We start from the raw sequence: 24,036 nt of genomic DNA, 5'->3' as shown, positions 1-24,036 counted from the left end.
GACCGGCCGGCGCACCGACGGGTCGGTGCGGGAGAGGAGCTCTCCGCGCTTGCCCGAGCGCCGAGGGCGTCGACGGGCCAGGTCCTCACCCGGGGCACCCCGCCGCGGTGGGAGGGTTGCCGGCCAGCGAGCCGGGGCTTGGCGCTGGCACTCATGACCTACTCGCGAGTGTACGTACGCGTGTCCGGCAGATGGGAGCGCGTGTCCTCATGGTGGACGTGCTTGGGGGTCGTTCCGCTTCTGGGTTCGTGATGCCTCAGGTGAACCCTGCTGTTGCGCAGAGCAATTCGTTGTCCACAGGTGCGCGCGAGCCCTTCCCATCGAGTCGAACACATGTTCTACTGGAGTAGTCCAAAGTGCTGCTGAGGGAGGGGACGTATGCCGTACGTCGCGTCGTCACGAGGCTCCTTCGGGCTGCTCGGTGGCCGCCCGCCGCGGGTGGTCGACGTGACCTGGGTCCACGATCCAGGGGCGTCCGGTGGTCGCGCGCGGCGGGTCGTGTCCGTGCTGTCGAGTCGGTTTGCCGGCGAGGTGTTGTACGAGGCGACGGACGTCGCTCACTCGTGCGTGCTGACCGAAGAGATCGAGCGGGCGCGGTCGGTGGAGGTGACCGAGGGCCTGTTGCGGGACGGTGAGCGGGTGATGGCGCAGGTCGAGGCGCTCGAGGTGGCGAAGGCGCGCGTCGAGGCCGACCTGCTCGCTGCGTACGGGGCGTTGCACACCATCGAGGCCCAGCAGGTCGCCGCCTTGCCAGCCGGTGGGAGTGCCGTGCGGATGGCGGCACTGGCCTCGCCGGAGCGGCTCGTCGCGGAGGAGATCGCGCTGGCGACCGGGGTCGGGGTCGGTGAGGTGTCGCGGCGGCTGGCGTTGGCGACGGCACCGCGGCGGCACCGGCGCGTCCTGGCCGCGTTGCGGGCCGGTGGCACGTCGCTGTACCGGGCGGTGCAGCTCGCCTGCGACACGGTTCAGCTGTCGGATGTGGATGTCGCGGTGGTGGAGGAGTCGGTGCTGGCTCCGTCGCGGGACGGGCGGGTGGTGGGGCAGCGGACCTTCACGACCCGGTTGACTCGCGCCATCGCGTCGGTGGACACGAGGGGCGCGGGGGAGCGGCGGGCGCACGCGAAAGCGCGGCGTGGGGTGTTCGGGCGGATGGTCGGTGACGGGATGGGGTGTCTGAGCTTGACGGCCGATGCGGGCACGGTCGCGGCGATCCTGGACCGGCTCGACACCCGTGCTCGCGCCGCGCGAGGCGGAGGAGACYCGCGGACCCTGGACCAGCTGCGCTGCGACCTGGCCACCGAGGCCCTGCTGCGTGACGTCCTCGCCGACGCGTGTGACGGGCCTGCGCCTGCGCCGGCCACCGGTGACGCGGCGGCGCGGGTGTGGCTCGTCGTGCCGTTCGAGGTCGCCACCGGCCAGAGCGACGCGGCGTGCGAGCTGCCCGGGCACCGCTGGGTCACCGCCGCCCACGCCCGCGAGATCATGACCCGCCCGGGCTCGGTCTGGCAGACCCTTCCCGTCGACATCCGCGACGGCCACGCGATCACCCGCCCCACCAGGGCCTACCGGCCCACACTCGCGATGGTTGAGCACGTCCGAGCGGTCGACGGMACCTGCCGCGGCCCCGACTGCCACGTCCCCGCSACCCGGTGCGACCTCGACCACGAGATCCCGTGGCCGGCSGGCGAGACCTCGGTGACGAATTTCTACGCCAAGGAACGCCGCCACCACAACGTCAAGACCCACGGCATCTGGACCAGCACCCCCGTCGCCGACGACGGCCTCGAGTGGACCACCCTCACCGGCCGCAGCTACACCACCTACCCCAAGGACTGGCGCGAAGGACTCGGCCCGCCACCCGACACCGGGCCGCCACCTGGCCCCGAACCGCCGCCCTTCTGAGCATCTCACGGCCTCGTCCGCACCACTCCGTGGCGTCGATCACTAGGACGTCCTACTAATCCGAACTGGCGAGTAGGATCGCGCCGTGAGCACGAATGACGCCTTCGACCTGTTCCGCACCAGCGAGGACCACGAGGCCCTGCGCGAGGCGATCCGGGCGATCGCCGAGGACAAGATCGCCCCGTACGCCGCCGCCGTCGACGAGGAGGCGCGCTACCCCCAGGAGGCGCACGACGCCCTCGTCGCCTCAGACTTCTTCGCACCGCACGTGCCCGAGCAGTACGACGGCATGGGCGCCGACGCCCTGGCGACGTGCATCGTCATCGAAGAGATCGCCCGCGTCGACGCGTCCGCCTCGCTCATCCCGGCGGTCAACAAGCTCGGCTCGCTGCCCCTCATCCTCGACGGCAGCGACGACGTCAAGGCGCGCTACCTGCCCCCGCTCGCCAAGGGCGAGACGACCTTCTCCTACGGCCTGTCCGAGCGCGAGGCCGGCTCCGACACGGCGTCGATGAAGTGCCGCGCCCGCCAGGACGGCGACGGCTGGGTGCTGAACGGCCAGAAGTCGTGGATCACGAACGCCGGCGTCTCCGAGTACTACACCGTCCTCGCCGTCACCGACCCCGAGGGCCCCCGTGGGGGCAACGTCACGGCGTTCGTCGTCGAGAAGTCCGACGACGGTTTCACGTTCGGTGAGAAGGAGCGCAAGCTCGGCATCAAGGGCAGCCCGACGCGCGAGCTGCACTTCGACAACGTCCGCATCCCCGGCGACCGCGTCGTCGGCCAGGTCGGCGACGGCCTGAAGATCGCGCTGCGCACCCTCGACCACACGCGCGTCACGATCGGCGCGCAGGCGGTCGGCATCGCCCAGGGCGCGCTCGACCAGGCTCTCGCCTACGTCAAGGAGCGCAAGCAGTTCGGCAAGCACATCGCCGACTTCCAGGGGATCCAGTTCATGCTCGCCGACATGGCGATGGAGCTCGAGGCCGGGCGCCAGATGGTCTACGTCGCGGCCGCCAAGTCCGAGCGCGGCGACAAGGACCTCTCGTTCTTCGGCGCAGCTGCCAAGTGCTACGCCTCCGATGCGGCCATGAAGATCACGACCGACGCCGTCCAGCTGCTCGGCGGTGCCGGCTACACGCGCGACTTCCCGCTCGAGCGGATGATGCGCGACGCGAAGATCACCCAGATCTACGAGGGCACCAACCAGGTCCAGCGCGTCGTCATGGCCCGCCAGCTGCTCAAGTAGACGCGGGTGGCCGCTGCGGTGGCGTCTCTTCCGGCGGGCCTTCATCGCCCTCCCAGCGACTTCCGCCGTGGCAGGGGTAGGTTCTCGGGGCGGTAGGCTGGCCCGGCCCGGTGCGGGTCGCGATCGCCTGCTCCAACTCATCGACCCGAACGAGAAGGATCCGAACGCGTGGACCCAACACCTCCGGTCAGCGTCATCATGCCGCTGCTCAACGAGGAGAGGCACCTGGAGGACGCTGTCGCTGCGGTCGTCGCCCAGGACTACCCCGGGCAGATCCAGGTCGTGCTCGCCGTCGGCCCCGGCCACGACGACACCCTCGGCGTCGCCCGCCGCCTCGCCGAGCGCGACTCGCGGATCACCGTCGTCGAGAACCCCTCCGGCCGCACCCCCGAGGCGCTGAACCTCGCAGTGGCCGCTGCCGAGCACGACATCATCGTGCGCGTCGACGGCCATGGCTTCCTCAGTGCGGGTTACATCGAGCGTGCCGTTCGCGTGCTGGTCGAGACGGGCGCCGCCAACGTCGGCGGAGTCATGCACGCCACCGGCGTCACCGACTTCGAGAAGGCCGTGGCCACGGCCATGACGTCGCCGCTCGGCGTCGGCGGCGCGCGGTTCCACACGGGGGGAGAGGCGGGACCGGCCGACACCGTCTACCTCGGCGTCTTCCGCCGTGAGTGGCTGACGAAGGCCGGCGGCTATGACCCCCGCTTCACCCGCGCCCAGGACTGGGAGCTCAACTACCGCATCCGCCAGGCCGGCGGTGTCGTGTGGTTCGACCCGGCGCTCACGGTCGAGTACCGCCCGCGGCCGAGCCTTCGCGCACTCGGCCGGCAGTACCGCGACTACGGCCGCTGGCGCCGGGTCGTCGCCACGCGCCACAAGGGTTCCATCAACGCCCGCTACCTCGCCCCGCCAACGGCCCTCGTGGCCGTGGCCGCCGGTGTGGTCGGCGGGCTGGTGTGGCGGCCCCTCTGGGCCATCCCGGCTGCGTATGCCGCCGGCGTCGGTGTCGGGGGAGTGGCCATCGCCCGTGGCGAGGGTGCGAAGGTGGCGATGCGGGTGCCTGCGGTGCTCGCGACGATGCACATGAGCTGGGGCTGGGGCTTCCTCACCAGCAGGCCGGACCAGCTGGTCCCCGAAGGAGACGAGTTCTGATGGTGGAGCGCTTTTCCCGGATCTGGGGCCAGCGGGGCATCCTGCTGACTCTGGTTCGGCGCGACCTTCGCGTGCGCTACGCACGGAGCTGGCTCGGCTACCTGTGGACCGTCATCGACCCCCTGGCGATGGCCCTGATCTACTTCATGGTCTTCGCGGTGATCTTCCAGCGCGGTGACGCGGGCCACAAGCCGTACTTCCTCTTCCTGCTCGTCGGCCTGCTGCCGTGGCAGTGGTTCAACGCGTCGATCAACGAGACGGCCCGAGCGCTCGTCTCCGAGGCGAAGCTCGTCAGGTCCACGAACCTGCCCCGCGAGCTGTGGGTGATCCGCGTCGTGATCGCCAAGGGCATCGAGTTCCTGCTCTCCCTGCCGGTGCTCTTCGCGTTCGTCCTGATCTACGTGATCCGGGGCGAGACGACCCTCAACTGGCGGATCGTGCTCTTCCCGGTGGGCCTCGCACTGCAGTTCATCCTGCAGACCGGCATCGGGCTGCTGCTCGCCCCGGCCACGGTGCTCGCCGACGACACGATCCGCGTCGTCCGCATCGCGCTGCGCATGCTCTTCTACGGCACCCCGATCATCTACACGCTCGACAAGGCTCCCGACTGGCTGCAGACGGCACTGTGGTTCAACCCGATGAGCGGCATCCTCGAGCTCTACCGGGCCGGGTTCTTCCCCCAGAAGCTCCAGGTCGCGCCGCTCGTCGTGGGCGCGCTCATGTCGCTCGCCTTCCTCGCCTGGGGTGCCGTCACGTTCGCGCGCATGGAGCGCGCAGTCCTGAAGGAGATCTGACGTGGCACCTGTTGCCGATCGCGTCTGGGACGCCAGACGCACCGCCGACGTCATCAAGGTCGAGGGGCTCGGCGTCGAGTTCTACCGGTCCCGCCGCCGCAAGCTGTCGCTGCGCGAGATGGTGCTGCGCCGTCAGAACACCGCGCCCAAGGAGACCTTCTGGGCCCTCAAGGACGTGTCGTTCAGCGTCGGACCCGGCGAGGCGGTCGGCCTCGTCGGCTCCAACGGCGGTGGCAAGAGCACATTGCTGAAGGCCATCGCCGGCGTGCTGCTGCCCGACGAGGGCAAGGTCGCGGTGAACGGCGGCGTGGCCCCGCTCATCGAGCTCACCGGTGGCTTCCTGGGCGAGCTCTCCGCGCGCGAGAACGTGCTGCTCACTGCAGGCCTGCACGGGCTGAGCAAGTCCCAGATCACCGAGCGCTTCGACGAGATCGTCGACTTCGCGGGCCCGCAGGTGCGGGCCGGCCTCGACATGCCCTTCCGGCACTTCAGCTCCGGCATGCAGGTGCGCCTCGGCTTCGCCCTGATCACGACGCTCGACGAGCCGATCGTCCTCGTCGACGAGGTGCTCGCGGTCGGCGACAAGGACTTCCGCGAGAAGTGCTACCGCCGGATGGAGGACCTCCTGGCCGAGGGTCGCACCCTCTTCCTCGTGTCGCACTCGGAGGCCGACCTGCGACGTTTCTGCACGCGCGGCCTCTACCTGCAGTCGGGTCGTCTCGTCGCCGACGGGTCGATGGACGACATCCTCGAGCAGTACAACAGCTCGTCGAGCTGATCAGCGGTTGACGGCCGCCACGGCGTCGTCGAAGGCGGCCGGCTCGAGCGCGGTGACGAGCACCGCGGCCGCCCACGACGGCAGGCCGGGCGAGTCCGAGTGGGAGCCCGCGTAGGCGTCGTCGCCGGCGACGAGGGTCGCGCCTCGGGCCGCCAGCTCGGTGAGCAACCGATCGGTGGCGGGGCTCGACGGGGTGTGCACCTCGACGAAACCGACGTCCGCGGTGGCGACAGCCCACTCGAGGTCGGCCTCCGACCGCGCCACCAGCCCGATCGACCGCGCCACTCCGTCGTTCCGGTAGCGCTGCGCGCGCGCCCAGCCGCGTGCCGCCGTGAGCGAGTCGGGGAAGACCAGCGCGTCGACGCCGCGGCGTCCGAGGTTGGCGAAGCTGCGCTCTGCCGATGCCTCGACCGCCAGGTCGTGGGCATCCGTGGCGGACGGGTCCTCGAGCGCGGGCGCCCAGAGACGCGAGATCACGCCGAAGCGCTTGACGAGCGCCGGCTCGGCGCAGCTGCGCAGCAGCTCCTCGCTGCGGCCGTCGGCGCGGCCGACATCGACGTGCGTCACCCCGCGCTCGATGGCGTCGGCGATGAGGGCCCGCAGCCGCTCGGCGCGCTCGGCCGGCTTGTCGCCGCCGGCCTCGCCGTCGTCGAACGCGCGAGCTGACAGGACCACTCGCGAGACCCGGCCCGCGGCCGAGGAGGTGGCCGGGATGCGGGCCCCGGCTGCGTCCACCCGGGCAGCGAGGTCCTCCATGAACGCGAGCCAGGGCCGCCCGATCGGGTCGCTCACGTCGTCGAAGAGGGACGACACGCGTACGTAGTCGCCGAGGGTGTCGACGGTGGCCCGGTAGGCGTGGATGTCGCCCGGGCACCCCTGCGGCACGAAGAGCAGCTCACCGAACGTACGCCGCAGCCACGGGGTCACGTGCTCACGGTCGTACGCGTCGGTGGCGGTGTCGGCGGCCTCACGCAGGGCGGCCACGCTGAAGGCCTCGGCCCCGAGACCCTCGGGCACCTGGTCGATGTCGACCCGCCCGTAGGTGTGGTCGCTGGCGTCGAGCGCGGCGAGCAGCTCGTCGACGAGGTCGGCGTCGGCGACCGGGTTGTCACCGGTGAGGCGCACGACGCGGTCGTCGGGCGCGAGGTCGGCCGTAGCCTGGACGAACCGTCCCAGCACGTCGTCGAGCGAGCCCCGCACGACGGGGATGTCCACCGCGGACAGGTGCCCCGCGATGCGCTCGTCGTACTGCTCCTCGCTCGTGGCCACGACCACCTCGTGGCCGCTGCGGCTCGCGCGGCGCGCCACCAGCTCGATGAGCGGCATCCCCGCGATCGTCAGCATGGCCTTGCCGGGCAGGCGGGACGAGTTGAGACGCGACTGGATGACGACGCGGGTGCGCGGCACGGTGGAGACCTCCATGGTGGTGTGGGAACAGGCTAGCGACGAGCCGCGACCGCGCCGAGGAGCGCATCGGCCACGCGGGCGCGGCCCCTCCCGTCGACGAGCGACATCCCGGCGGTTGCGAGGGACTCCTGCCGTTCCGGGTCCGACAGCAGCGCCTCGGCGACGGCCACGGCCGCCGACCGCACCGCCTCGTCGCCCCGCAGCCGGGAGAGGTGGCCGAAGGGCTCGGCCAGGCCGCGCTGGGTCACGGCGTCGTAGCCGGGGGCCTGGTTGTCGACGACGCAGACGAGCATCGAGGGCAGACCGAGACAGAGGAACTCCCACACCGAGCTGCCCGCGGCCGTCACGGCGACGTCGCACGTGGCGGCGAGAGCGGCAAGATCGGGCGTCGGTGCGACGACCTCGACCTGCTGACCCGGAGCCGTCGGGAGTGCTTCCAGCGCGGTCGCGATCTCAGGTCGGGCGGCGACCGCGACGACGTGCGCGGGCCGGCCGGACGCCAGCAGCAGCGGGACGACGACGGGCGCCGCGGCATACGGGTCGGATCCCCCGAACACCGCGAGCACGCGGGGGGTGGCGCTGGGCGCGGGCCGCGAGGTGGTCGGGCGGTGCCGCAGCACCTCGTCGCGGAAGAGGGAGTAGTCGAGGCCGAGCAGCTGTCGGTCCGGATCGACCCCTGGCGCAGGGGTGGCGCCGAAGTTCTGGTCGAGGTAGAGGTCGGCCTCCTGGCCGCCCCCGAAGGTGTCGTCGAGGACCGAGAGCACGGTGATGCCGGCGTCGTGCAGGGCCCGGCCACAAGCCGGGTCGAGGTGGTAGCCGTCGAGCACGACGGCATCGACCGCGGCGTCGCGCGCAAGGCCCGCGAGCGCCTCGGGGTCGTCGGGGGCAGCGACCACGGACAGGCCACGGCGCTCGATCTGGTCGGTGAGCCAGGGCACCCCCGTCACCTCGCCGAAGACGGTGACGTGCACGCCCCGGGAGGCCAGCTCGTCGCCGAGGGCGAGGGCGCGGACGACGTGGCCGGTGCCCGTCTCGGGCCTGGCGTCGCAGCGCAGGGCGATGTGCACGGGCATGCGCCCAGTCTGCCGCAGGCGCCGTCGGGACGGCCGCGAGCCCCTCGCCCGGGCCTCGGGGAGGGGCGGGCGGCACCTCGAAGGTGTTAATCTCGCCGTCGGCGCTGGTCGAGCGTCTCAGTGCGTGGTGCCCTCTGAGCGGCGCCCGCAGCACGTAGTCAAGAACATGACCAGGAGGTCAAAGGGTGAGCATTCTCGAAGGGTCGTCGATCCTCGTCACAGGTGGGACCGGGTCCTTTGGCAAGGCGTTCATCCGTGAGGTGCTCGACAACCACAACCCCAAGAGGGTCATCATCTACAGCCGTGACGAGCTGAAGCAGTGGGAGGTCCGTCAGCTGTTCAACGACGACCCCCGCCTGCGCTGGTTCATCGGTGACGTCCGCGACCTCGACCGCCTGCGCCGCGCCATGCACGGCACCGACTACGTCGTGCACGCCGCCGCCCTGAAGCAGGTCGACACCGGCGAGTACAACCCGCACGAGTTCGTCAAGACCAACGTCCTCGGCAGCCAGAACGTCATCGAGGCGTGCATCGACGCCGGTGTCAAGAAGGTCGTCGCGCTCTCGACCGACAAGGCGAGCTCGCCGATCAACCTCTACGGCGCCACCAAGCTGACCGCCGATAAGCTCTTCATCCTCGGCAACCACTACGCCGCGCAGTACCCGTCCCGTTTCGCCGTGGTGCGCTACGGCAACGTCACCGGCTCGCGCGGCTCGATCATCCCCAAGTTCCGTGCCCTGCACGAGGCCGGGGAGTCGCTGCCGATCACCGACCTGCGCTGCACGCGCTTCCTGATCACGCTGCCCGAGGCCGTCCAGATGGTCCTCGACACGTTCGAGCTCATGCAGGGTGGCGAGCTCGTCGTGCCGCACATCCCCTCGCACCTGGTCACCGACCTCGCCCAGGCGATCGCCCCCGGCGCCAAGATGCATGACATCGGGCTGCGCCCCGGCGAGAAGCTCCACGAGGAGATGATCAGCCCCGAGGAGGGTCGCCGCGCCATCATGATCATGGACGGCAAGTACTACGTGCTCGAGCCCGAGCTGGCGACGTGGGGCTACGTGCCGCGCACCGACGGCAAGCCCGTTCCCGAGGGCTTCCACTGCGCGTCCGACAAGAACGACATCTGGATCGGTGCCGACGAGATCCGCAAGATGCTCGAGGCGGGTATCTGAGGTGATCCCCTACGGACGCCAGTCGGTCAACGAGGACGACATAGAAGCCGTCGCCCAGGTGCTGAGGGGTGACTGGCTCACCACCGGCCCGACCGTGACGGCGTTCGAGGAGCAGCTGGCGGCGCTGTCCGGGGCGACCCGCTGCGTCAGCGCGACGAGCGGCACCGCCGCCCTGCACATCGCGTATGCCGCTGCCGGCGTCGGTCCCGGCGACGAGGTCGTCACCACCCCGATGACCTTCGTCGCAACGGCATCGTGCGCGGTCGCGCTCGGGGCGAAGATCCGCTTCGTCGACGTCGAGGACGACACGGCCAACATCGACCCCGTCGCCCTCGACGCCGCCGTCACCGACGACACGAAGGTCATCGCGGGCGTCGACTACGCCGGCCACCCCATCGAGATCGACGCGATCACCGAGACGGCGCGCCGGGTCGGGGCGCTCGTCGTCGAGGACGCCGCACACTCGATCGGCTCGACCTACAAGGGTCGCCCGGTGGGCTCGCTCGCCGACCTCACGACCTTCTCGTTCTTCCCGACGAAGAACATGACGACCGCCGAGGGCGGCGCTGTGGCGACGCTCGACCCGGAGCTCGGACGCCGCGCGCACGAGTTCCACTTCATCGGTCTCGTGCGCGACCAGGCGCGGATGCGCTACCCCGACGAGGGCCCCTGGCACCAGGAGGTCCACGAGTGGGGCCTCAACTACCGCCTGCCCGACGTCCTCGCAGCGCTCGGCATCAGCCAGCTGCGGCGGCTCAGTGCCTTCAAGGAGCGTCGCGCCGCGATCTTCACGCGCTATCAGGACGGCCTGGCCGGCGTCGACGGCATCCGGCTGCCCACGCAGCGCGACCACGTCGACCCGATCTGGCACCTCTTCCCGCTGCGGGTGCTCGATGGCCGCCGCCGCGAGGTGTTCGACGCGATGCGCGCCGACGGCGTCGGCGTGCAGGTCAACTACATGCCGGTGTACTGGCACCCACTGTTCGAGGACCTCGGCTTCAAGCGGGGGATGTGCCCCAACGCCGAGCAGTTCTACGCCGAGGAGCTCTCGCTGCCCATGCACGCCGAGCTGACCGACGCCCAGGTCGACAAGGTCATCGACGCCGTCCGCGCCGCCGTCGGGAGCTGATCCCATGCACCACGCCAACCACTTCTACGGGCATGCCCACATCATGGCCCGCTACGTCGGCCTCGAGCACCCGCCGCGCATCTGGGGCTACCTCCAGCACGGCTGGAACATGCACGACGGCTTCGCCGTAGGCACGGTCTTCACGCCGCAGTACCCCAAGTTCGTCTGGTCCGAGGCCTGCGCCCGGCGCGGCTGGGCCGCGGGTCTGCGTAACTACATGGTCGTCGCCGCCCCGTGGCTCTACCTGCTCGAGCTCGAGCGGCAGAAGGAGTGGCTGGCCACGACCGAGCCGCGCACCGGCACGATCGTCTACCCGTTCCACGGGTGGGAGGGCCAGCAGGTCCTCGGCAGCCACACGGCCTACATCGACGAGGTGAAAGAGGCCGAGGGCGACGTGCCCATCACGGTCTGCCTGCACTGGAACGAGTACGACAACCCGAAGGTGCGCCGCGAGTACGAGGAGGCCGGCGTCCGCGTCGTCACCCACGGTCAGCGCGGCTACCTGTGGCAGGACACCGACGTCGCCTTCCTCTACCGCCAGCTGCACGAGATGCGCCAGCACAAGCGCGTCGTCAGCAACCGGATGAGCAGCGCCATCCTGTATGCCGCCTCGGCCGGCGTCGAGGTCGGCATCTACGGCGACCCGATGGCCCTCGAGTCCGACCACGCGGTGCTCGGCGGGGTGAACAAGCCGCGCCGCATCTGGCCGGAGATGCACCAGTTCTCGGTGCCGATGGACTACGCGGCGCAGGTCGCGAACCGCGAGCTCGGCGCCGACGAGATGCTGTCGCCGGCCGAGGTCATCGACGCCTTCGGCTGGGCGCCCGAGATCTCCACGCCGGGCACGCCGCCGCCCGCCCCCCCGCTCGAGGAGGAGCCGTCGGCCTTCGACCGCCGGCGTCGGCGCCGGCACCGCTCCGAGAGCCACCGCGCCCCGGGTGATGGTGACCCCTCCGACCAGCTGGTCTCGGTGGACGCCACCGTCGATGCCGCCGCCGACGAGCACGACCGCGAGCCGAGCGCGTCGTCGAAGACGCCCGCCAAGGCGGAGCCGTCGGGCGTCGACACGGAGAAGGAGCCTGCCCGTGCGGCCGTGCCGGTCTCGGACGCGGCCCAGGACCCCGCCATCGACGGCCAGGACTGACCCCGCGTGACGAAGGGCCCCGACCGCACTGCGGTCGGGGCCCTTCGTCGTGCTGAGCCGGGCTGGGTTCGCGGGGTTGGGTCCGACGTGTCAGACGAGATCCCACGACATGGGGGTGCCGCGCTCGACGTCGCGCGTGAACCGCTTGGACTCGACGAGCGAGAACGCATCGGGCGCAAGGCCGTTCGCGGGACGGATCGAGCGGACGTTGGCCGCCGTGACGGGGTCGCCGGCCTTGACGTCCTCGACGACGAACAGCGAGCGACGGAAGCGCAGGCCCTCGCGCTCCGCCTCGCGCGCGCCGATGCGCGGCTCGCCGAGCGCCTGCCAGGCGACCTTGGTCTCGCGCACGAGGGCGGCGAGCTCGTCGGGCTCGAGCGAGAAGGCGGAGTCGACGCCGCCCTCCTCGCGGGACATCGTGACGTGCTTCTCGACGAGCACCGAGCCGAACGCGACGGAGGCGACGGCGGCGCCGATGCCCATCGTATGGTCGGAGAGGCCGACGGGCACGCCGAACGCCTCGCGCATGACCGGGATGCCGCGCAGGTTGGACGAGGCGGGGTCAGCCGGGTAGCTGACGGTGCAGGAGAGGAGCATGACCTGGCGGTTGCCGGTGGAATGGGCGGCCTCGACCGCTGCCGCGATCTCGCCGACCGACGCCATGCCCGTGGAGATGATGAGCGGCTTGCCGGTCTGCGCGGCGAGCCGGATGAGTGGCAGGTCGACGATCTCGGACGAGGCGATCTTGTAGGCGGGGACCTCGAGGCCCTCGAGGAACTCGACCGCAGTCGGGTCGAAGGGGCTCGAGAAGGCGAGGATGCCGAGCTCACGGGCGAGGTCGAAGATCGGCTGGTGCCACTCCCACGGGGTGTGCGCCTCTTCGTACAGCTCGTAGAGGCGGCGCGACCCCCACAGCTCGTGCCCCTCGGAGAGGCGGAACTCGGGCTTGTCGACGTCGATGGTGATCGTGTCGGCCGTGTAGGTCTGGAGCTTGATCGCGTGCGCGCCGTTCTTGGCGGCCATCCGCACGATCTCGAGGGCCTTGTCGAGGCTGCCGTCGTGGTTGCCCGACATCTCGGCGATGATGAACGGCGGTGCGTCGGGGCCGACGGTGATGCCGCCGATGTTCAGGGACGTCGTTGCTGGGGTTTCGACCGGGGTGCTCATTGTCGTTCAGTCCTTCGTGGCTCGAACCCGCAGGACGGGTGTCGGGGTGCCGTCGATGTCTTGGGTGTAACGCTCGATCTCCTCGAAACCATTTCGGCGGTTGAACCGGCGCACGGCCTCGTTGGCCTCGAGGACCTCGCCCTCGAGGGTGGAGAGGCCCAGCTCGTCGAAGGCGAGCCGCTTGGCCTGGCGCTGGATCTCGATCCACGCGGGCAGCAGCTCGCCGCGCTCCTTGAGACCGTCGTTGTCGAGGTAGTAGCCCCACCACGCACTGCCGGCATCGCGGTCGATGTCGAAGTAGGTGACGACACCCGACGGCACGTCGTGGCGTTCGTAGATCCAGATCTCGCGGGCGTCGTTGTCACGCGTGGCCGCCCAGAAGGCGGCGTGCTCCTCGTCGGTGATCTCGTGCTGCGTCAGCGAGACGGCGCGGACCTCCGGGTGGTTGCGCCACCGGAGCACGTTCTCGCTGTCGGCATCGGTTGCGGGGCGGAGCATCTGGCCCTCCTCATGAGGACGCCGCGGGCTCCATGGGGCCGCGGCGGTCGGTGGGGGATTCGTTGTTAGACTACCGGACGCCCCCAACCCCCAGCCCAAGGCGGATAACAAGCATGAGCGCACTGAGCCGTGACGCGATCCGGACGATGATGGCCGAGGTCCTTCAGGCCCAGGGCAAGTCGATGCCCGCAGACGACTCGGCGAACCTCGAGGAGATCGGCTTCCGTTCGCTCGACTTCTCCGAGCTGGCGCTCCGCGTCGAGGACGAGATCGGCGACGAGCTGAACTTCGACGCCCCCGAGCTGCGCCAGATCGCCACGATCTCCGACGTGCTCGACTTCCTCGAGCAGCTCCAGGCCGCGTGAGCGCGGGAGCTGGCGGACTCGCCGGCGCCGCCAACCGGATCATCACCCGCGGCTTCGACGGCCGCTGGGACGAGCTCGAGGACCTGCAGCTTCCCGACGCCGCAGCCGTGCTCGTCCGTGACAACCACGACGCCGCCCGCGCGGTGTGGGCGGCCGCGACCCGAGGCACCGAGGTGCTGGTGGCCTCGCGCACCCGCGTCACGCCCGACCTCGCCGACGACCTGCGCGCCGCCGGACTGTCCGTCGTCGACGGCGCCGACGTGGCACCCGCCACGACCGAGCGCGACGCGACCGCCGGCCGTGTCTGGCTGCTCACGAGCGGCAGCACCGGACGCCCCAAGCAGGTCGCCCACACGCTCGCGTCGCTGACGACCGTCGCCGGCGACCAGCCGCGACGCACCTGGCTGTGCCCGTACGCCCACGGCGCGTACGCGTGGTGGCAGGTCGTGACGCTGAGCATCGCCCACCCGGGGCAGGACGTCCTCTTCATCGAGCCCGACGAGCTGGACACCTGGCCGGCGCGGGCACTGGAGGTCGGCGTCACTGCGGCCTCGGGCACGCCCACGTTCTGGCGCCAGGCGCTCTACCGCGACCCCGACAGCGTGGCCGCGCTGCCGCTCGAGCAGGTGACCCTCGGCGGTGAGCCGGTCGACCAGGCCATCCTCACCCGCCTCACCGAGATGTTCCCGAAGGCGCGCGTCTCGTGGATCTACGCCTCCAGCGAGGCGGGCGCGACCATCGCCGTCCACGACGGGCGAGCCGGCTTCCCCGAGCCGTGGCTGGGGCGCGAGATGGACGGCCGGGCCACCCTCACCATCGACGAGGGTGAGCTGCTCATCGCCTCGCCCAAGCGCGGCGAGGGCATCGACGAGGTGCTCCGCACGGGCGACCGGGTCGAGGTGGTCGACGGCCGCGTCCTCATCACCGGCCGCATCGCGTTCGACGAGATCAACGTCGGCGGTGCCAAGGCGTCCGCCTCCGCTGTCCGCGACGTGCTGCAGGCCCACCCGGCGGTGGCGTGGGCCTCCGTCCGCGGACGCAAGGCCCCGATCGTCGGCAGCATCGTGACCGCCGAGGTCGTGCTGTCGGGCGAGGTCACCGACGCCGAGCTCACCGCCTGGTGCGCCGCGCGCCTTCCCGACTACTCCGTGCCCCGACGGGTGCGGTTCCTGGACCAGATCCCGATCAAGGAGACCCTGAAGAGCGATGTCTGACAAGACCGAACCCATCGGCCCCGCAACGGTGGTCGTCGTCTCGGGCGGCTCCCGCGGTCTCGGCCTGGCCATCGTCGAGGACATCCTCGCGCAGGGAGCCAAGGTCGCGGCCTTCGCCCGCACGGTCACGCCCGAGCTCGAGGCCGTCGCCGCCGCGCACCCCGACCGCGTCGTCGCCGCCTCGGTGGACGTCACCGACGTCAAGGCCATCAACGCCTTCCTCAAGGACGCCGAGAGCCGGCTCGGCCCCATCGACGCGCTCGTGAACAACGCCGCGATGGGCCAGGACAGCCTGCACGTGCACACCTCGCCCGAGCAGATCGCCAAGATCATCGAGACGAACCTCACCGCTCCGCTGCTGCTGGCCCGCGCGGTGCTGCGTCGCATCATGGCCAAGGGCAACCGTGGCCGCATCGTCATGGTGACCTCGGTCTGCGCGCAGCGCGGCTACTCCGGGCTCGTCGCCTACTCCGCCACCAAGGGTGGGCTCGACAGCGCCATGCGCACCCTCGCCCGCGAGATGCACGGCCGCGCGCTGGTCAACAGCGTCGCGCCGGGCTTCTTCGCGTCCGAGATGAGCTCGGTGCTCGGCCAGACGCAGCTCGACACGATCACCCGCCGCACCCCGTCGGGGCGTCTCGTCGAGCCCGACAACATCGTGCCGGTCGTGCACACGCTGCTCTTCCAGGACACCAACATCAACGGTCAGGTCATCACCGTCGACGGCGGCAACAGCATCTGATGGACACCCGCGCGGATCGGCTCGTCAGGGCCGTCCGTGACCACCCGCTCGTCATCGAGGAGCGCACCGACCACCGGTGCGTGGCAGGAGCCCACTCCTACCTCGCCGACGGGCGGGCGGTCTGCTGGGTGCTGCCTGCGCGTCCCTCGGCCGACGACCCGGCCAGGGCCCACGCCGTCGACGCCGAGCTGTCGCTCCAGCCTGTTCCGCCGCGTCTGCGGGAGCGCTGGTCCGGGGCCCTCACCGAGGGCACCGACCGGTTCTGGGCGCTGTGGTGCGCCACCGAGGTGCTCGCCAAGCTCGCGGACGTGCCGATGGTCCTGCTGGCCCACGGGGCCCCGGTGACAGCGAGCCCCGTGACCCGGTCGGGCATCGAGGTGCACTGGCTCGTGCACCGCGTCGACGACGTCGTGGTGGCCCACGGACTCTCGTGGGCCACCGTCGTCGATCAGACTCGCGCTACTTGAGCACGCGGGCGGCCAGCTGGCGCGCCTTGCTCAGCGCGCCGGGCGGCAGGGCGTCCTGGGCCGTCGACTTGGCAGCCGCCACGGCCTTCTCGGTGGCGATGCGCCGCGGCGCCCGCATGGCCTCGACCGCGCGGTAGGTCAGCGTGTCCTCGTAGCGCTCGATGACCCGCTCGAGGGTGCGGATGTAGCGGTCGCGGTGGCGCAGGGTGCCCTCGAGCCACTTGACCTGGCCCTGCTTCTCGCGCAGCTCGCGGGAGATGACGCGGTGGTGCGTCAGCAGCTCACGGAAGCCGATCTCGTCCGGAGCGGGCAGGTCGCGGGCGAACTGTCCCAGCTCGAGGTTGTGCTCAAGCATCTCGCCCATCTCCTCCGGGCGACCGGCGACGGTGGAGGCGACCTCGGCCTCGATGCGAGCCACCCGGGCGATCATCGGCTCGGTGACCGTGAGGCCGGCCATCGAGGCGAGCGTGATGGTGAGCTCGTCGGGGGTGACGGTCACGCGCCACGGGTGTGCCGAGCCGGAGGCGAGCAGCCGCCGCGCGAAGTCACGCAGGCCCCGCACGAGGGCGTCGTCGGCGGACACGACGCCCGTGCGTCGCCAGGACGGGTCGGCCAGGCGCAGCCGGTCGCCGTCGACGAGGGTGTTGGCCGGCGTCGCGAAGAAGCGCTGCTCGGCAGTCTGGGTGGTCCACACCTTGCCGTCGGCGAGCCACGCGGCGTACTGGCGCACGCGGGAGCGGATGGCGGCGTGGCGTCGGGTCGCGCAGGCACGACGCAGGTCGAGCTCGAACGAGCGGCCAGGGGCCAGGGGCGCCAGGCTGCGCGACACGGTGCCCTCGCTCGTCTCGGCGTCGGTGCGCGAGCCGGCCCACGACACCGACTGCGAGGCGTCGGGGGCGATGACGGCCACGGTGCTCCACGGGCTCGCGGCGTCTGCTTCGGCGACGACGAGCGCCGGGTAGACAGGGGCGGCCGGGGTGGCGTCCTTGGCCGTGCTCTTGGCGTTGCTCTTGGCGTTGCCCTTCGCGGCGCCGCTCGCGCCACCGCTGGGTGTGCCCTTGGTCGCGACGACGAGCCAGCCGGGGGCCAGCTCGTCGAGCATCCCGGCCTCGACGGCGCGCTCCACGACGTTGCGGGGCTCGCGCAGCATCGGCGTCGTCGCGAAGTGCTCGTCCATGGCCTTGCCGGAGTGGAAGCCGACCTGGTCGCGCAGTGAGCCGTCGCCCAGCGCGCCGTCGTGCACGAGGACGCGGTGCTGGTCGACCGAGGGCATCGCTGCGAAGGTCGCCTCGACCTGGAGGCCCTCACCCTCGAGGATCGCGCCGCGCTCGCGGGCGAAGAGGTGGCGGGTGGCGAAGCCCTGCGCCCCGATGTGCCACCCCGCGTCCGACTCGAGGGTCTCGTCGGGCACGGCCGAGACGAGGTCGGTGAAGCCGAGCTCGTTGGCGAGGTCGACCACGAGGCGGCCGCCGTCGTCGAGCAGCGCCGAGAGCCGCGCCACGGCCTGGGCCTCGGTGAGCCCCTCGGAGTCGGGGCCGAGCAGCCGCTCGGGGCCGCCGAGCGCGACGACGAGGTCGTAGGTGTGTGCGGGCTCGAAGACGTCGAGGCCGCCGCAGTAGAGGTCGGCCGACTTGTGCAGCCCGGTGTGGTCACCGAGGACGCGGGCGTCGGGCAGGGCGCGCACGAGCAGGTCGACGGGAACGTCGGTCGGCACGGCGTCGACGAGGAGGCCGGCACGCGGGCCGGCCAGCAGCACGCGGCGGGGGCGCTGGGATGCGATGGCGGCGCGGACGACCTCACGGGCCGCGAGTGGGACGTCGAGGGAGTCGAGGTCGGACCACATCAGCATGTCGCCGACGAGGATCCGGGCCCCCGAGATGGCGTCGCGCTGGATGTCTTTTTCGCTCAGGTGGGCGGTCACACATGGTCCTCTCGTGGTGGGTCTCCGGCGGCCGCGGGGCTGTCCGGATGACCCGACTACAATAGCGATGCCGTCCGGGAGCGGGCGCGCCCCCGACTCCCGCACCCCCGAGGTGCCTGACGCCTGCAAGGAGCATCGATGCCCGCGCTGACCAAGGTGGCCGCCGTGGTCCTGTCGATGGGCAACCGCCCGGCCGAGCTGGAGAAGGCGCTCGACACGCTGCTGGCGCAGCAGGGCGTGGAGCTCGACGTCGTGCTGGTCGGCAACGGCTGGCGCCCCGAGGGCGTCCCCGAGGCCGTGCGCACGGTGCACCTCGAGGAGAACGTCGGCATCCCCGAGGGACGCAACATCGGTGCCCGCGAGGCCCGCGGCGACATCCTCTTCTTCTACGACGACGACGCCTTCCTGCCGACCACTGACGTGCTGGCCCGCCTCGCGGCCGAGTATGCCGTCGACGACCGGATCGCCGTCGTGCAGCCGCGGGGCGCCGACCCGACCGGGCTGCCCACGCCCCGCCGCTGGGTGCCGCACCTCAAGACGGGCGGCGGAGGAGCAAGCGGCGACGTCGTCGTCTTCTGGGAGGGCGTGTGCACGATCCGTCGCTCGGCGTTCGAGGAGGTCGGCGGCTGGCCCGGCCACTTCTGGTACGGCCACGAGGGCATCGACCTCGCCTACCGCCTGCTCGACGCCGGCTGGCGCCTGCGCTACCGACCCGACGTGGTCGTGAACCATCCCGCGACACAGCCGACGCGCCACGCCGTGTACTACCGGATGAACGCCCGCAACCGCGTCTGGGTGGCCAAGCGCAACCTCCCGCACCCGGTGGCCGAGGTCTACGTCGCCGTCTGGTCGGCCATCACGGTGGCCCGGGTGCGTGACCGCGAGAAGCTCGGCGTGTGGTTCCGCGGGTTGCGCGACGGCGTCCGTGAGGACGCCGGCGCCCGGCGGCCGATGACCTGGTCGACCGTGGCGAGGCTCTCGCGCGCCGGCCGGCCGCCGATCGTCTGAGGGCCATGACCGATCTCGCGCCTGCGTCGCGGGTCGTCCTGACGGGCGTCCGCAGCGTCACCCACCTGGTGTACGCCACCTCCTGGCTGCGTCACCACGTGGAGCAGGCAGACGGTGTGGTGGAGGTTGTCGTCCTCGACGTCGGCGCCGGCTTCGGCCACGCCCGGGTGGGGGAGTCGGAGGTCCGCGCGTACCTCCCCGCCGACCCCCGGCTGCGCGTCGAGACCGTCGTTCGCGAGGACCACTGGCGGGCGCCGCGAGAGGTCGACCTCACGCTGCTGTCCATCGGGCTGCCCGGCACCCGCGCGTGGACCCGACTGGTGCTGGCCGGCCGCGGCCGCCGGCCGCGGGTCGTCGTCGTCGACGAGGGCATCGGGTCCTTCGGCAACCTGCGCAGCAGGCGTGACGCGTACCTCCGTCAGGGTGGTGGCGCCCTGCAAACACTGGTGCGGGCCGGGGTGGTCAGCGCGGCGGGCACGGTGCTCACCGACGTCCACTGGTCGCTCTACGAGCCCCGGGGTGCGCGATGGTTCGTGCGCGACGACGTGGCCGACGAGTTCCGGCGCCGGCTCTCGGGCAGCGCTCCCTCGACGGCGCGGGCCGTCTACCTGACGCAGCCGTGGCCCGACATCGGTGTCATGTCGGAGGCGAGCTACCTCGCCCACCTCGAGGCGGTGCGAGAGCAGTGTGCCGCTGCCGGTATCGGGCTCGTGCTGCGGCCACACCCCAGCGAGGACCTCGCACGCTATGGCGGCTTCGACGTCCTGCCGGGCGACGCCCCTGCTGAGCTCGCGCGTGAGGTCGTCGGCTCTCGCATGGTGATCGGCTCCAACAGCACCGCCCTGCTCAACCTCTCGGCCGTGCACGGCACTCCGGCGCTCCGGGTGACTGCGCCCGAGCTCGCTCCGCTCGAGGCTGCGCTGACGCAGCGCCAGCGCAGGCTGCTCGACAGCTTTCTGCCGGGGACGGTGCCGGTTGAGGCCCTTTCGGAAAAGGTCGGGACGCTGCTTTCCCGAGGCTGACTCTGAGCGTGCCGAAATGACCGCAAAGGTCACGTTGCGAACACTTTTCCCGAACTGTTTGCCGAACGCCTCGACATTTGCGACATTTGTCACTCCAGTAACAAGGAGTGTCCTTTGGCTGCCAGAAAACGCCTCTTCACGCTCGTCGCCGTGCTCGGCCTGACCGGTGCGTCCGTCGTGCTCCCCACCGTCGAGGTGAGCGCCAAACCCGCCCCGGTGAAGCCGAAGGTGGTCCGCGTCGCGGTCCCCGCGGTGCCGGTCGCGCAGCAGCGGACCCTCGCCGGGACGACGCCGAGGTCGACCGCCGCCCGGGGCGCCGACCGGCGAGTCGTGGCAGCCCTCACGACCACGGGCACGCCGTTCGACGTCGCCGGGGTGACGTTCACGGGTGCGACGCCGGCCGGCATGACGGTCGAGGCCCGCACCCGAACGAGTGCCGGATGGAGCCCGTGGCTCGAGCTCGCGGTCGACGACGCAGACGGCCCCGACGCCGGCTCCGCTGACGCCAGGCGTGCACGCAAGGGCACCGAGCCGATCACCGCCGCCGGTGCCACCGGCCTGGAGGTCAGGGTCGCGACGGACGGCACGGCGGCGCCGGCGGGGCTGACCGCCTCGCTCGTCGACGCCGGGTCCTCGTCCGCCGACAGCCAGCTCGGGTCGCGCACAGCCTCGGCCGAGGCGGCCGTTCGCCAGCCGACCATCGTCACACGCACCGAGTGGGGCGCCGACGAGAGCATCAGGACCTGCACCCCCGAGACGATCACCGGCGTCAAGGGTGCCGTCGTGCACCACACGGTCAACTCCAACACCTACACGCAGGCGCAGGCAGCGTCGCTCGTGCGCGGCATCTACGCGTACCACGTCCAGTCGAACGGCTGGTGCGACATCGGCTACCAGTTCCTCGTGGACCGCTTCGGCACGGTCTACGAGGGTCGCTTCGGCAGCCTCACCTCGTTCGTGCAGGGCGCCCAGACGGCGGGCTTCAACACCGAGACCGTCGGGGTCTCGGTCATCGGCGACCACACGACCACGCCCTTCACGTCGGCGACGGCCGCGGCACTATCGAACACCATCGCATGGCTGGCCGACCGGGCCCACTTCGACCCGTCGACCACCACCACGTTCACGTCGGCAGGCAACTCGAAGTACGCCGCCGGCACCGTGGTCACCAAGAGCCGGGTCAGCGCGCACCGTGACTACGGCCAGACCGACTGCCCCGGCGACGCGGGCTACGCCCAGCTCGCCGCGATCCGAAGCGCCGCCGCAAGCACGTGGTCGGCCGGGCAGCAGTCCTTCTCGGCGATGTCGCCGACCCCGGTCGTCGAGACCTTCACGCGCCCCGCCGGCACCTCCTTCTCGCTGTCGGGCCACGGGTCCGGGCACGGTCGAGGCATGTCGCAGTACGGCGCCTACGGTGCCGCCCGCGCCGGCCTCACGGCCGCCCAGATCGCGGCCTTCTACTACCCGGGCACCACGCTGACCTCGCAGGGCGACCCACAGCTGCGCGTCTACCTGTCGGATCTCGGCTCAAGTGGCACCACGGTGCCGCCGCAGGCGGGCCTCACCTTCTTCGACGGGAAGGCCACGAGCGTCCTCAGCGGGGCCACGTCCTGGCGGATCGTGCCCGAGGCCGGTGGCCTCACGCTGCAGTGGCGCACCGGGACCACCTGGACCTCGAGCGGCTACTGGAAGGCCTGGAAGACGGCGCCGCTGGTGCTGTCCCGACCCACCACCGGCGTCCTGCGGGTCGTCCTGCCGTCCGGCCTGCAGCGCGACTACGCGGGCTCGGTGACCACGCACGCCTGGGGCACCGCCGCCCGGTCGGTCAACACGACCACCGCAGAGTCGCACGCCCGGGCCGTCGTGCCCAACGAGATGTCGCCCTCCTGGCCTGCGGCGGCCTTGCAGGCGCAGGCAATCGCCGCCCGCAGTTATGCGGCATACGCCCGCGCGCACCCCCTCTCGGCCTCCTACGACACGTGCGACTCCTCGAGCTGCCAGGTCTACCGCGGCATCGCCGACTACGACTCCGCAGGCACCCTTCGCACGGCGCGGCTCGACTCACGTTCGACCGCGGCCACGACCGCCACGGCCGGTTCGGTCGTGCGCTACAGCGGCTCGCCCGCGCTCACCGAGTTCGGTGCCTCCAACGGCGGCATGACCGTGGCGTCGTCGCTGCCCTACCAGGTGTCCAAGGTCGACCCCTACGACGAGGTCGCCGTGACGGGCAACACCCACTCGTGGACCGGGACCCTCGCGATCTCGCGCATCGAGGCCGCCTACCCGACCACCGGCACCCTGGCGTCACTGGCCGTCCTCAGCCGTTCCGGCGGCGGCGACTGGGGCGGGCGCGTCGTCTCGGTGCGGGTCACCGGGTCGACCGGTTCGGTGACCGTCAGCGGAGACTCGTTCCGCAGCGTCATGGGGCTGCGCAGCACCTGGTGGACGGTGACGTCGGCGCCGGCCGTGTCGAGCCGGACCCTGCCGCGCGACCTCACGGCGGACTCGCTCGGTGACGCGCTGACCCCGAGCGGATCGGGGGCAGCCGCACTTGCGTACTCCGGCAACAAGGGCTTCACCCTCAGGACCCTCACCACGACCGGGTTCTCGGGCACGAGCCTGCTGACGGGCGTGGGTCCGTTCGACTCCGACAACATCGCCGACGTCGTCGCGCGACGCAGCGACGGCTCGCTGTGGCTGTGGTCCGGCAGCGCCACCGGCGTGCTCGACCGGGCGCCGGTGCGCATCGGCACCGGCTGGGGCGGGTTCAACCTCCTCGTGCCGGCCGGCGACCTCAGCGGCGACGGCCACACCGACCTGCTGGCGCGCACCACCAGCGGCACGCTCATGCTCTACCTCGGCAACGGCGCTGGCGGCTTCGCCGGCTCGCGCCAGCTCACCACCGGCTGGCAGATGTTCAGCCAGATCACGGCGGGGGACTTCGACGGAGACGGGCGCACCGACGTGGCGGGAGTCCGGTCGAGCGACGGACGCCTGTACTTCTACGCCGGCCTCGGCAACGGGACGCTGCAGTCCAGCCAGCTCATCGGCACGACCGACTGGCGCGGGTTCAGCGCCGGCCGCCCCGCTGGGATGTCGCGTGGGCTCAGTCGGTGGGCTCGGTCGGTGGGCTCAGACGGTGGGCTCAGTCGGTGGGCTCGGTCGGTGGGCTCAGTCGGTGGGCTCAGGCGGTGAGCTCGACCGTGATCTCGGGCTCGGTCTTCTCGCGCACCTCGTCCTCGGTGACGCCGGGTGCGAGCTCGCGCAGCACGAGGCCGGACTCGGTGACGTCGAGCACGCAGAGGTCGGTGATGATGCGCTGAACGACGCCGCGGCCCGTGTAGGGCAGCGAGCACTCCTTGACGATCTTGTACGAGCCGTCCTTGGCGTTGTGCTCCATGAGCACGATGACCTTCTTGGCGCCGTGCACGAGGTCCATCGCGCCGCCCATGCCCTTGACCATCTTGCCGGGGATCATCCAGTTGGCGATGTCACCGCCGGCCGAGACCTGCATGGCGCCGAGGATGGCGGCGTCGACCTTGCCGCCGCGGATCATGCCGAAGCTGGTGGCGGAGTCGAAGAACGCGGCGCCCTTGCGGAGGGTGACGGTCTCCTTGCCGGCGTTGATGAGGTCGGCGTCCTCCTCGCCGTCGAACGGGTAGGCACCGACGCCGAGGATGCCGTTCTCGGACTGCAGCACGATCTCGACGTCCTCGGGCACGTAGTTCGGCACGAGGGTCGGCAGGCCGATACCGAGGTTGACGTAGGCGCCGTCGGAGAGCTCGGCCGCGGCACGGGCCGCCATCTGCTCACGGGTCAGTGCCAT

21 protein-coding genes and 1 riboswitch are annotated in these 24,036 nt (G+C 71.4%); of the genes, 15 read left to right on the top strand and 6 right to left on the bottom strand.

What is annotated here, in order from left to right; all coding sequences use genetic code 11:
• Window positions 1-40 precede the first annotated feature (40 nt).
• Window positions 41-159: riboswitch (SAM riboswitch) on the bottom strand.
• 219 nt (window positions 160-378) lie between these two features.
• The 5 genes from AC1DE0_RS16295 (at window position 379) to AC1DE0_RS16275 (ending at window position 5,878) form a co-directional block, all read left to right on the top strand.
• Window positions 379-1,902: a 13E12 repeat family protein gene (locus tag AC1DE0_RS16295; RefSeq protein WP_478102434.1), complete on the top strand. Its 1,524-nt coding sequence runs from the start codon at window positions 379-381 to the stop codon at window positions 1,900-1,902.
• An 85-nt stretch (window positions 1,903-1,987) separates the two neighbouring features.
• A complete protein-coding gene (locus AC1DE0_RS16290) occupies window positions 1,988-3,151 on the top strand; it encodes an acyl-CoA dehydrogenase family protein (protein ID WP_478102430.1) in 1,164 nt (387 codons plus the stop codon).
• A 168-nt stretch (window positions 3,152-3,319) separates the two neighbouring features.
• The gene (locus tag AC1DE0_RS16285) at window positions 3,320-4,306 is read left to right on the top strand and encodes a glycosyltransferase family 2 protein (protein WP_478102428.1); all 987 of its coding nucleotides are present in this window, start codon (window positions 3,320-3,322) and stop codon (window positions 4,304-4,306) included.
• A complete protein-coding gene (locus tag AC1DE0_RS16280; protein ID WP_478102425.1) occupies window positions 4,306-5,100 on the top strand; it encodes an ABC transporter permease in 795 nt (264 codons plus the stop codon). The genes AC1DE0_RS16285 and AC1DE0_RS16280 overlap by 1 nt, the downstream gene beginning before the upstream one ends.
• 1 nt (window position 5,101) lies before the next feature.
• Window positions 5,102-5,878, top strand: coding sequence for an ABC transporter ATP-binding protein (locus AC1DE0_RS16275; protein ID WP_478102423.1), 777 nt, complete (start codon window positions 5,102-5,104; stop codon window positions 5,876-5,878).
• Here the strand turns inward: AC1DE0_RS16275 and AC1DE0_RS16270 are convergent, their stop codons facing one another.
• Together AC1DE0_RS16270 and AC1DE0_RS16265 are read right to left on the bottom strand one after the other, a co-directional pair.
• Window positions 5,879-7,300 carry a cytidylyltransferase domain-containing protein gene (locus AC1DE0_RS16270; protein ID WP_478102421.1) on the bottom strand — a complete coding sequence of 474 codons (1,422 nt, stop codon included), beginning with the start codon at window positions 7,298-7,300 and terminating at the stop codon, window positions 5,879-5,881.
• A 17-nt stretch (window positions 7,301-7,317) separates the two neighbouring features.
• Window positions 7,318-8,358, bottom strand: a complete 1,041-nt coding sequence (locus AC1DE0_RS16265) for a PseG/SpsG family protein (protein WP_478102419.1) — start codon at window positions 8,356-8,358, stop codon at window positions 7,318-7,320.
• Between the two features lie 185 nt (window positions 8,359-8,543).
• Here AC1DE0_RS16265 and pseB point away from each other — a divergent pair, with 185 nt between their 5' ends.
• From pseB to AC1DE0_RS16250, 3 genes are read left to right on the top strand one after another with little or no spacing between them, the layout of a single operon-like run.
• Window positions 8,544-9,533, top strand: coding sequence for a UDP-N-acetylglucosamine 4,6-dehydratase (inverting) (gene pseB / locus AC1DE0_RS16260; RefSeq protein ID WP_478102417.1), 990 nt, complete (start codon window positions 8,544-8,546; stop codon window positions 9,531-9,533).
• 1 nt (window position 9,534) lies between these two features.
• Window positions 9,535-10,662: a UDP-4-amino-4,6-dideoxy-N-acetyl-beta-L-altrosamine transaminase gene (pseC, locus tag AC1DE0_RS16255; RefSeq protein WP_478102415.1), complete on the top strand. Its 1,128-nt coding sequence runs from the start codon at window positions 9,535-9,537 to the stop codon at window positions 10,660-10,662.
• Window positions 10,663-10,666: 4 nt separating this feature from the next.
• The gene (locus AC1DE0_RS16250) at window positions 10,667-11,806 is read left to right on the top strand and encodes a hypothetical protein (protein WP_478102413.1); all 1,140 of its coding nucleotides are present in this window, start codon (window positions 10,667-10,669) and stop codon (window positions 11,804-11,806) included.
• Window positions 11,807-11,896: 90 nt separating this feature from the next.
• Here AC1DE0_RS16250 and pseI read toward each other — a convergent pair whose 3' ends face one another.
• Window positions 11,897-12,973 (bottom strand): pseudaminic acid synthase, encoded by a 1,077-nt coding sequence (gene pseI / locus AC1DE0_RS16245; protein WP_478102412.1) that lies wholly within the window; start codon window positions 12,971-12,973, stop codon window positions 11,897-11,899.
• A 6-nt stretch (window positions 12,974-12,979) separates the two neighbouring features.
• Window positions 12,980-13,471 (bottom strand): UDP-4-amino-4,6-dideoxy-N-acetyl-beta-L-altrosamine N-acetyltransferase, encoded by a 492-nt coding sequence (gene pseH, locus AC1DE0_RS16240; protein ID WP_442294607.1) that lies wholly within the window; start codon window positions 13,469-13,471, stop codon window positions 12,980-12,982.
• Between the two features lie 113 nt (window positions 13,472-13,584).
• On the opposite strand from pseH, the gene AC1DE0_RS16235 reads away from it, so the two are divergent.
• The 4 genes from AC1DE0_RS16235 to AC1DE0_RS16220 are packed head-to-tail and all read left to right on the top strand — an operon-like array spanning window position 13,585 to window position 16,259.
• Window positions 13,585-13,836 (top strand): acyl carrier protein, encoded by a 252-nt coding sequence (locus tag AC1DE0_RS16235; RefSeq protein WP_045192194.1) that lies wholly within the window; start codon window positions 13,585-13,587, stop codon window positions 13,834-13,836.
• The gene (locus AC1DE0_RS16230) at window positions 13,833-15,050 is read left to right on the top strand and encodes an AMP-binding protein (protein WP_478102409.1); all 1,218 of its coding nucleotides are present in this window, start codon (window positions 13,833-13,835) and stop codon (window positions 15,048-15,050) included. The genes AC1DE0_RS16235 and AC1DE0_RS16230 overlap by 4 nt, the downstream gene beginning before the upstream one ends.
• Window positions 15,043-15,792: an SDR family NAD(P)-dependent oxidoreductase gene (locus tag AC1DE0_RS16225; protein WP_478102407.1), complete on the top strand. Its 750-nt coding sequence runs from the start codon at window positions 15,043-15,045 to the stop codon at window positions 15,790-15,792. Before AC1DE0_RS16230 ends, AC1DE0_RS16225 begins: the two co-directional genes overlap by 8 nt.
• A complete protein-coding gene (locus AC1DE0_RS16220) occupies window positions 15,792-16,259 on the top strand; it encodes a hypothetical protein (protein WP_478102405.1) in 468 nt (155 codons plus the stop codon). The genes AC1DE0_RS16225 and AC1DE0_RS16220 overlap by 1 nt, the downstream gene beginning before the upstream one ends.
• Here AC1DE0_RS16220 and AC1DE0_RS16215 read toward each other — a convergent pair.
• Window positions 16,252-18,180, bottom strand: coding sequence for a hypothetical protein (locus AC1DE0_RS16215; RefSeq protein ID WP_478102403.1), 1,929 nt, complete (start codon window positions 18,178-18,180; stop codon window positions 16,252-16,254). The genes AC1DE0_RS16220 and AC1DE0_RS16215 overlap by 8 nt on opposite strands.
• A 138-nt stretch (window positions 18,181-18,318) precedes the next feature.
• Between AC1DE0_RS16215 and AC1DE0_RS16210 the strand changes: the two genes are divergently transcribed.
• The 3 genes from AC1DE0_RS16210 (at window position 18,319) to AC1DE0_RS16200 (ending at window position 23,405) form a co-directional block, all read left to right on the top strand.
• The gene (locus AC1DE0_RS16210; protein WP_478102399.1) at window positions 18,319-19,188 is read left to right on the top strand and encodes a glycosyltransferase family 2 protein; all 870 of its coding nucleotides are present in this window, start codon (window positions 18,319-18,321) and stop codon (window positions 19,186-19,188) included.
• Window positions 19,189-19,193: 5 nt separating this feature from the next.
• The gene (locus tag AC1DE0_RS16205) at window positions 19,194-20,210 is read left to right on the top strand and encodes a hypothetical protein (RefSeq protein ID WP_478102396.1); all 1,017 of its coding nucleotides are present in this window, start codon (window positions 19,194-19,196) and stop codon (window positions 20,208-20,210) included.
• A gap of 114 nt (window positions 20,211-20,324) precedes the next feature.
• On the top strand, window positions 20,325-23,405 hold the full coding sequence (locus tag AC1DE0_RS16200; protein WP_478102394.1) for a SpoIID/LytB domain-containing protein: 3,081 nt from the start codon (window positions 20,325-20,327) through the stop codon (window positions 23,403-23,405).
• Here the strand turns inward: AC1DE0_RS16200 and AC1DE0_RS16195 are convergent.
• On the bottom strand, window positions 23,395-24,036 hold the full coding sequence (locus tag AC1DE0_RS16195) for a CoA transferase subunit B (protein WP_478102392.1): 642 nt from the start codon (window positions 24,034-24,036) through the stop codon (window positions 23,395-23,397). The genes AC1DE0_RS16200 and AC1DE0_RS16195 overlap by 11 nt on opposite strands.

It is taken from the genome of Terrabacter sp. 05T424 (genome assembly GCF_056396225.1).
This window is presented reverse-complemented; position numbering and strand designations above follow the sequence as displayed.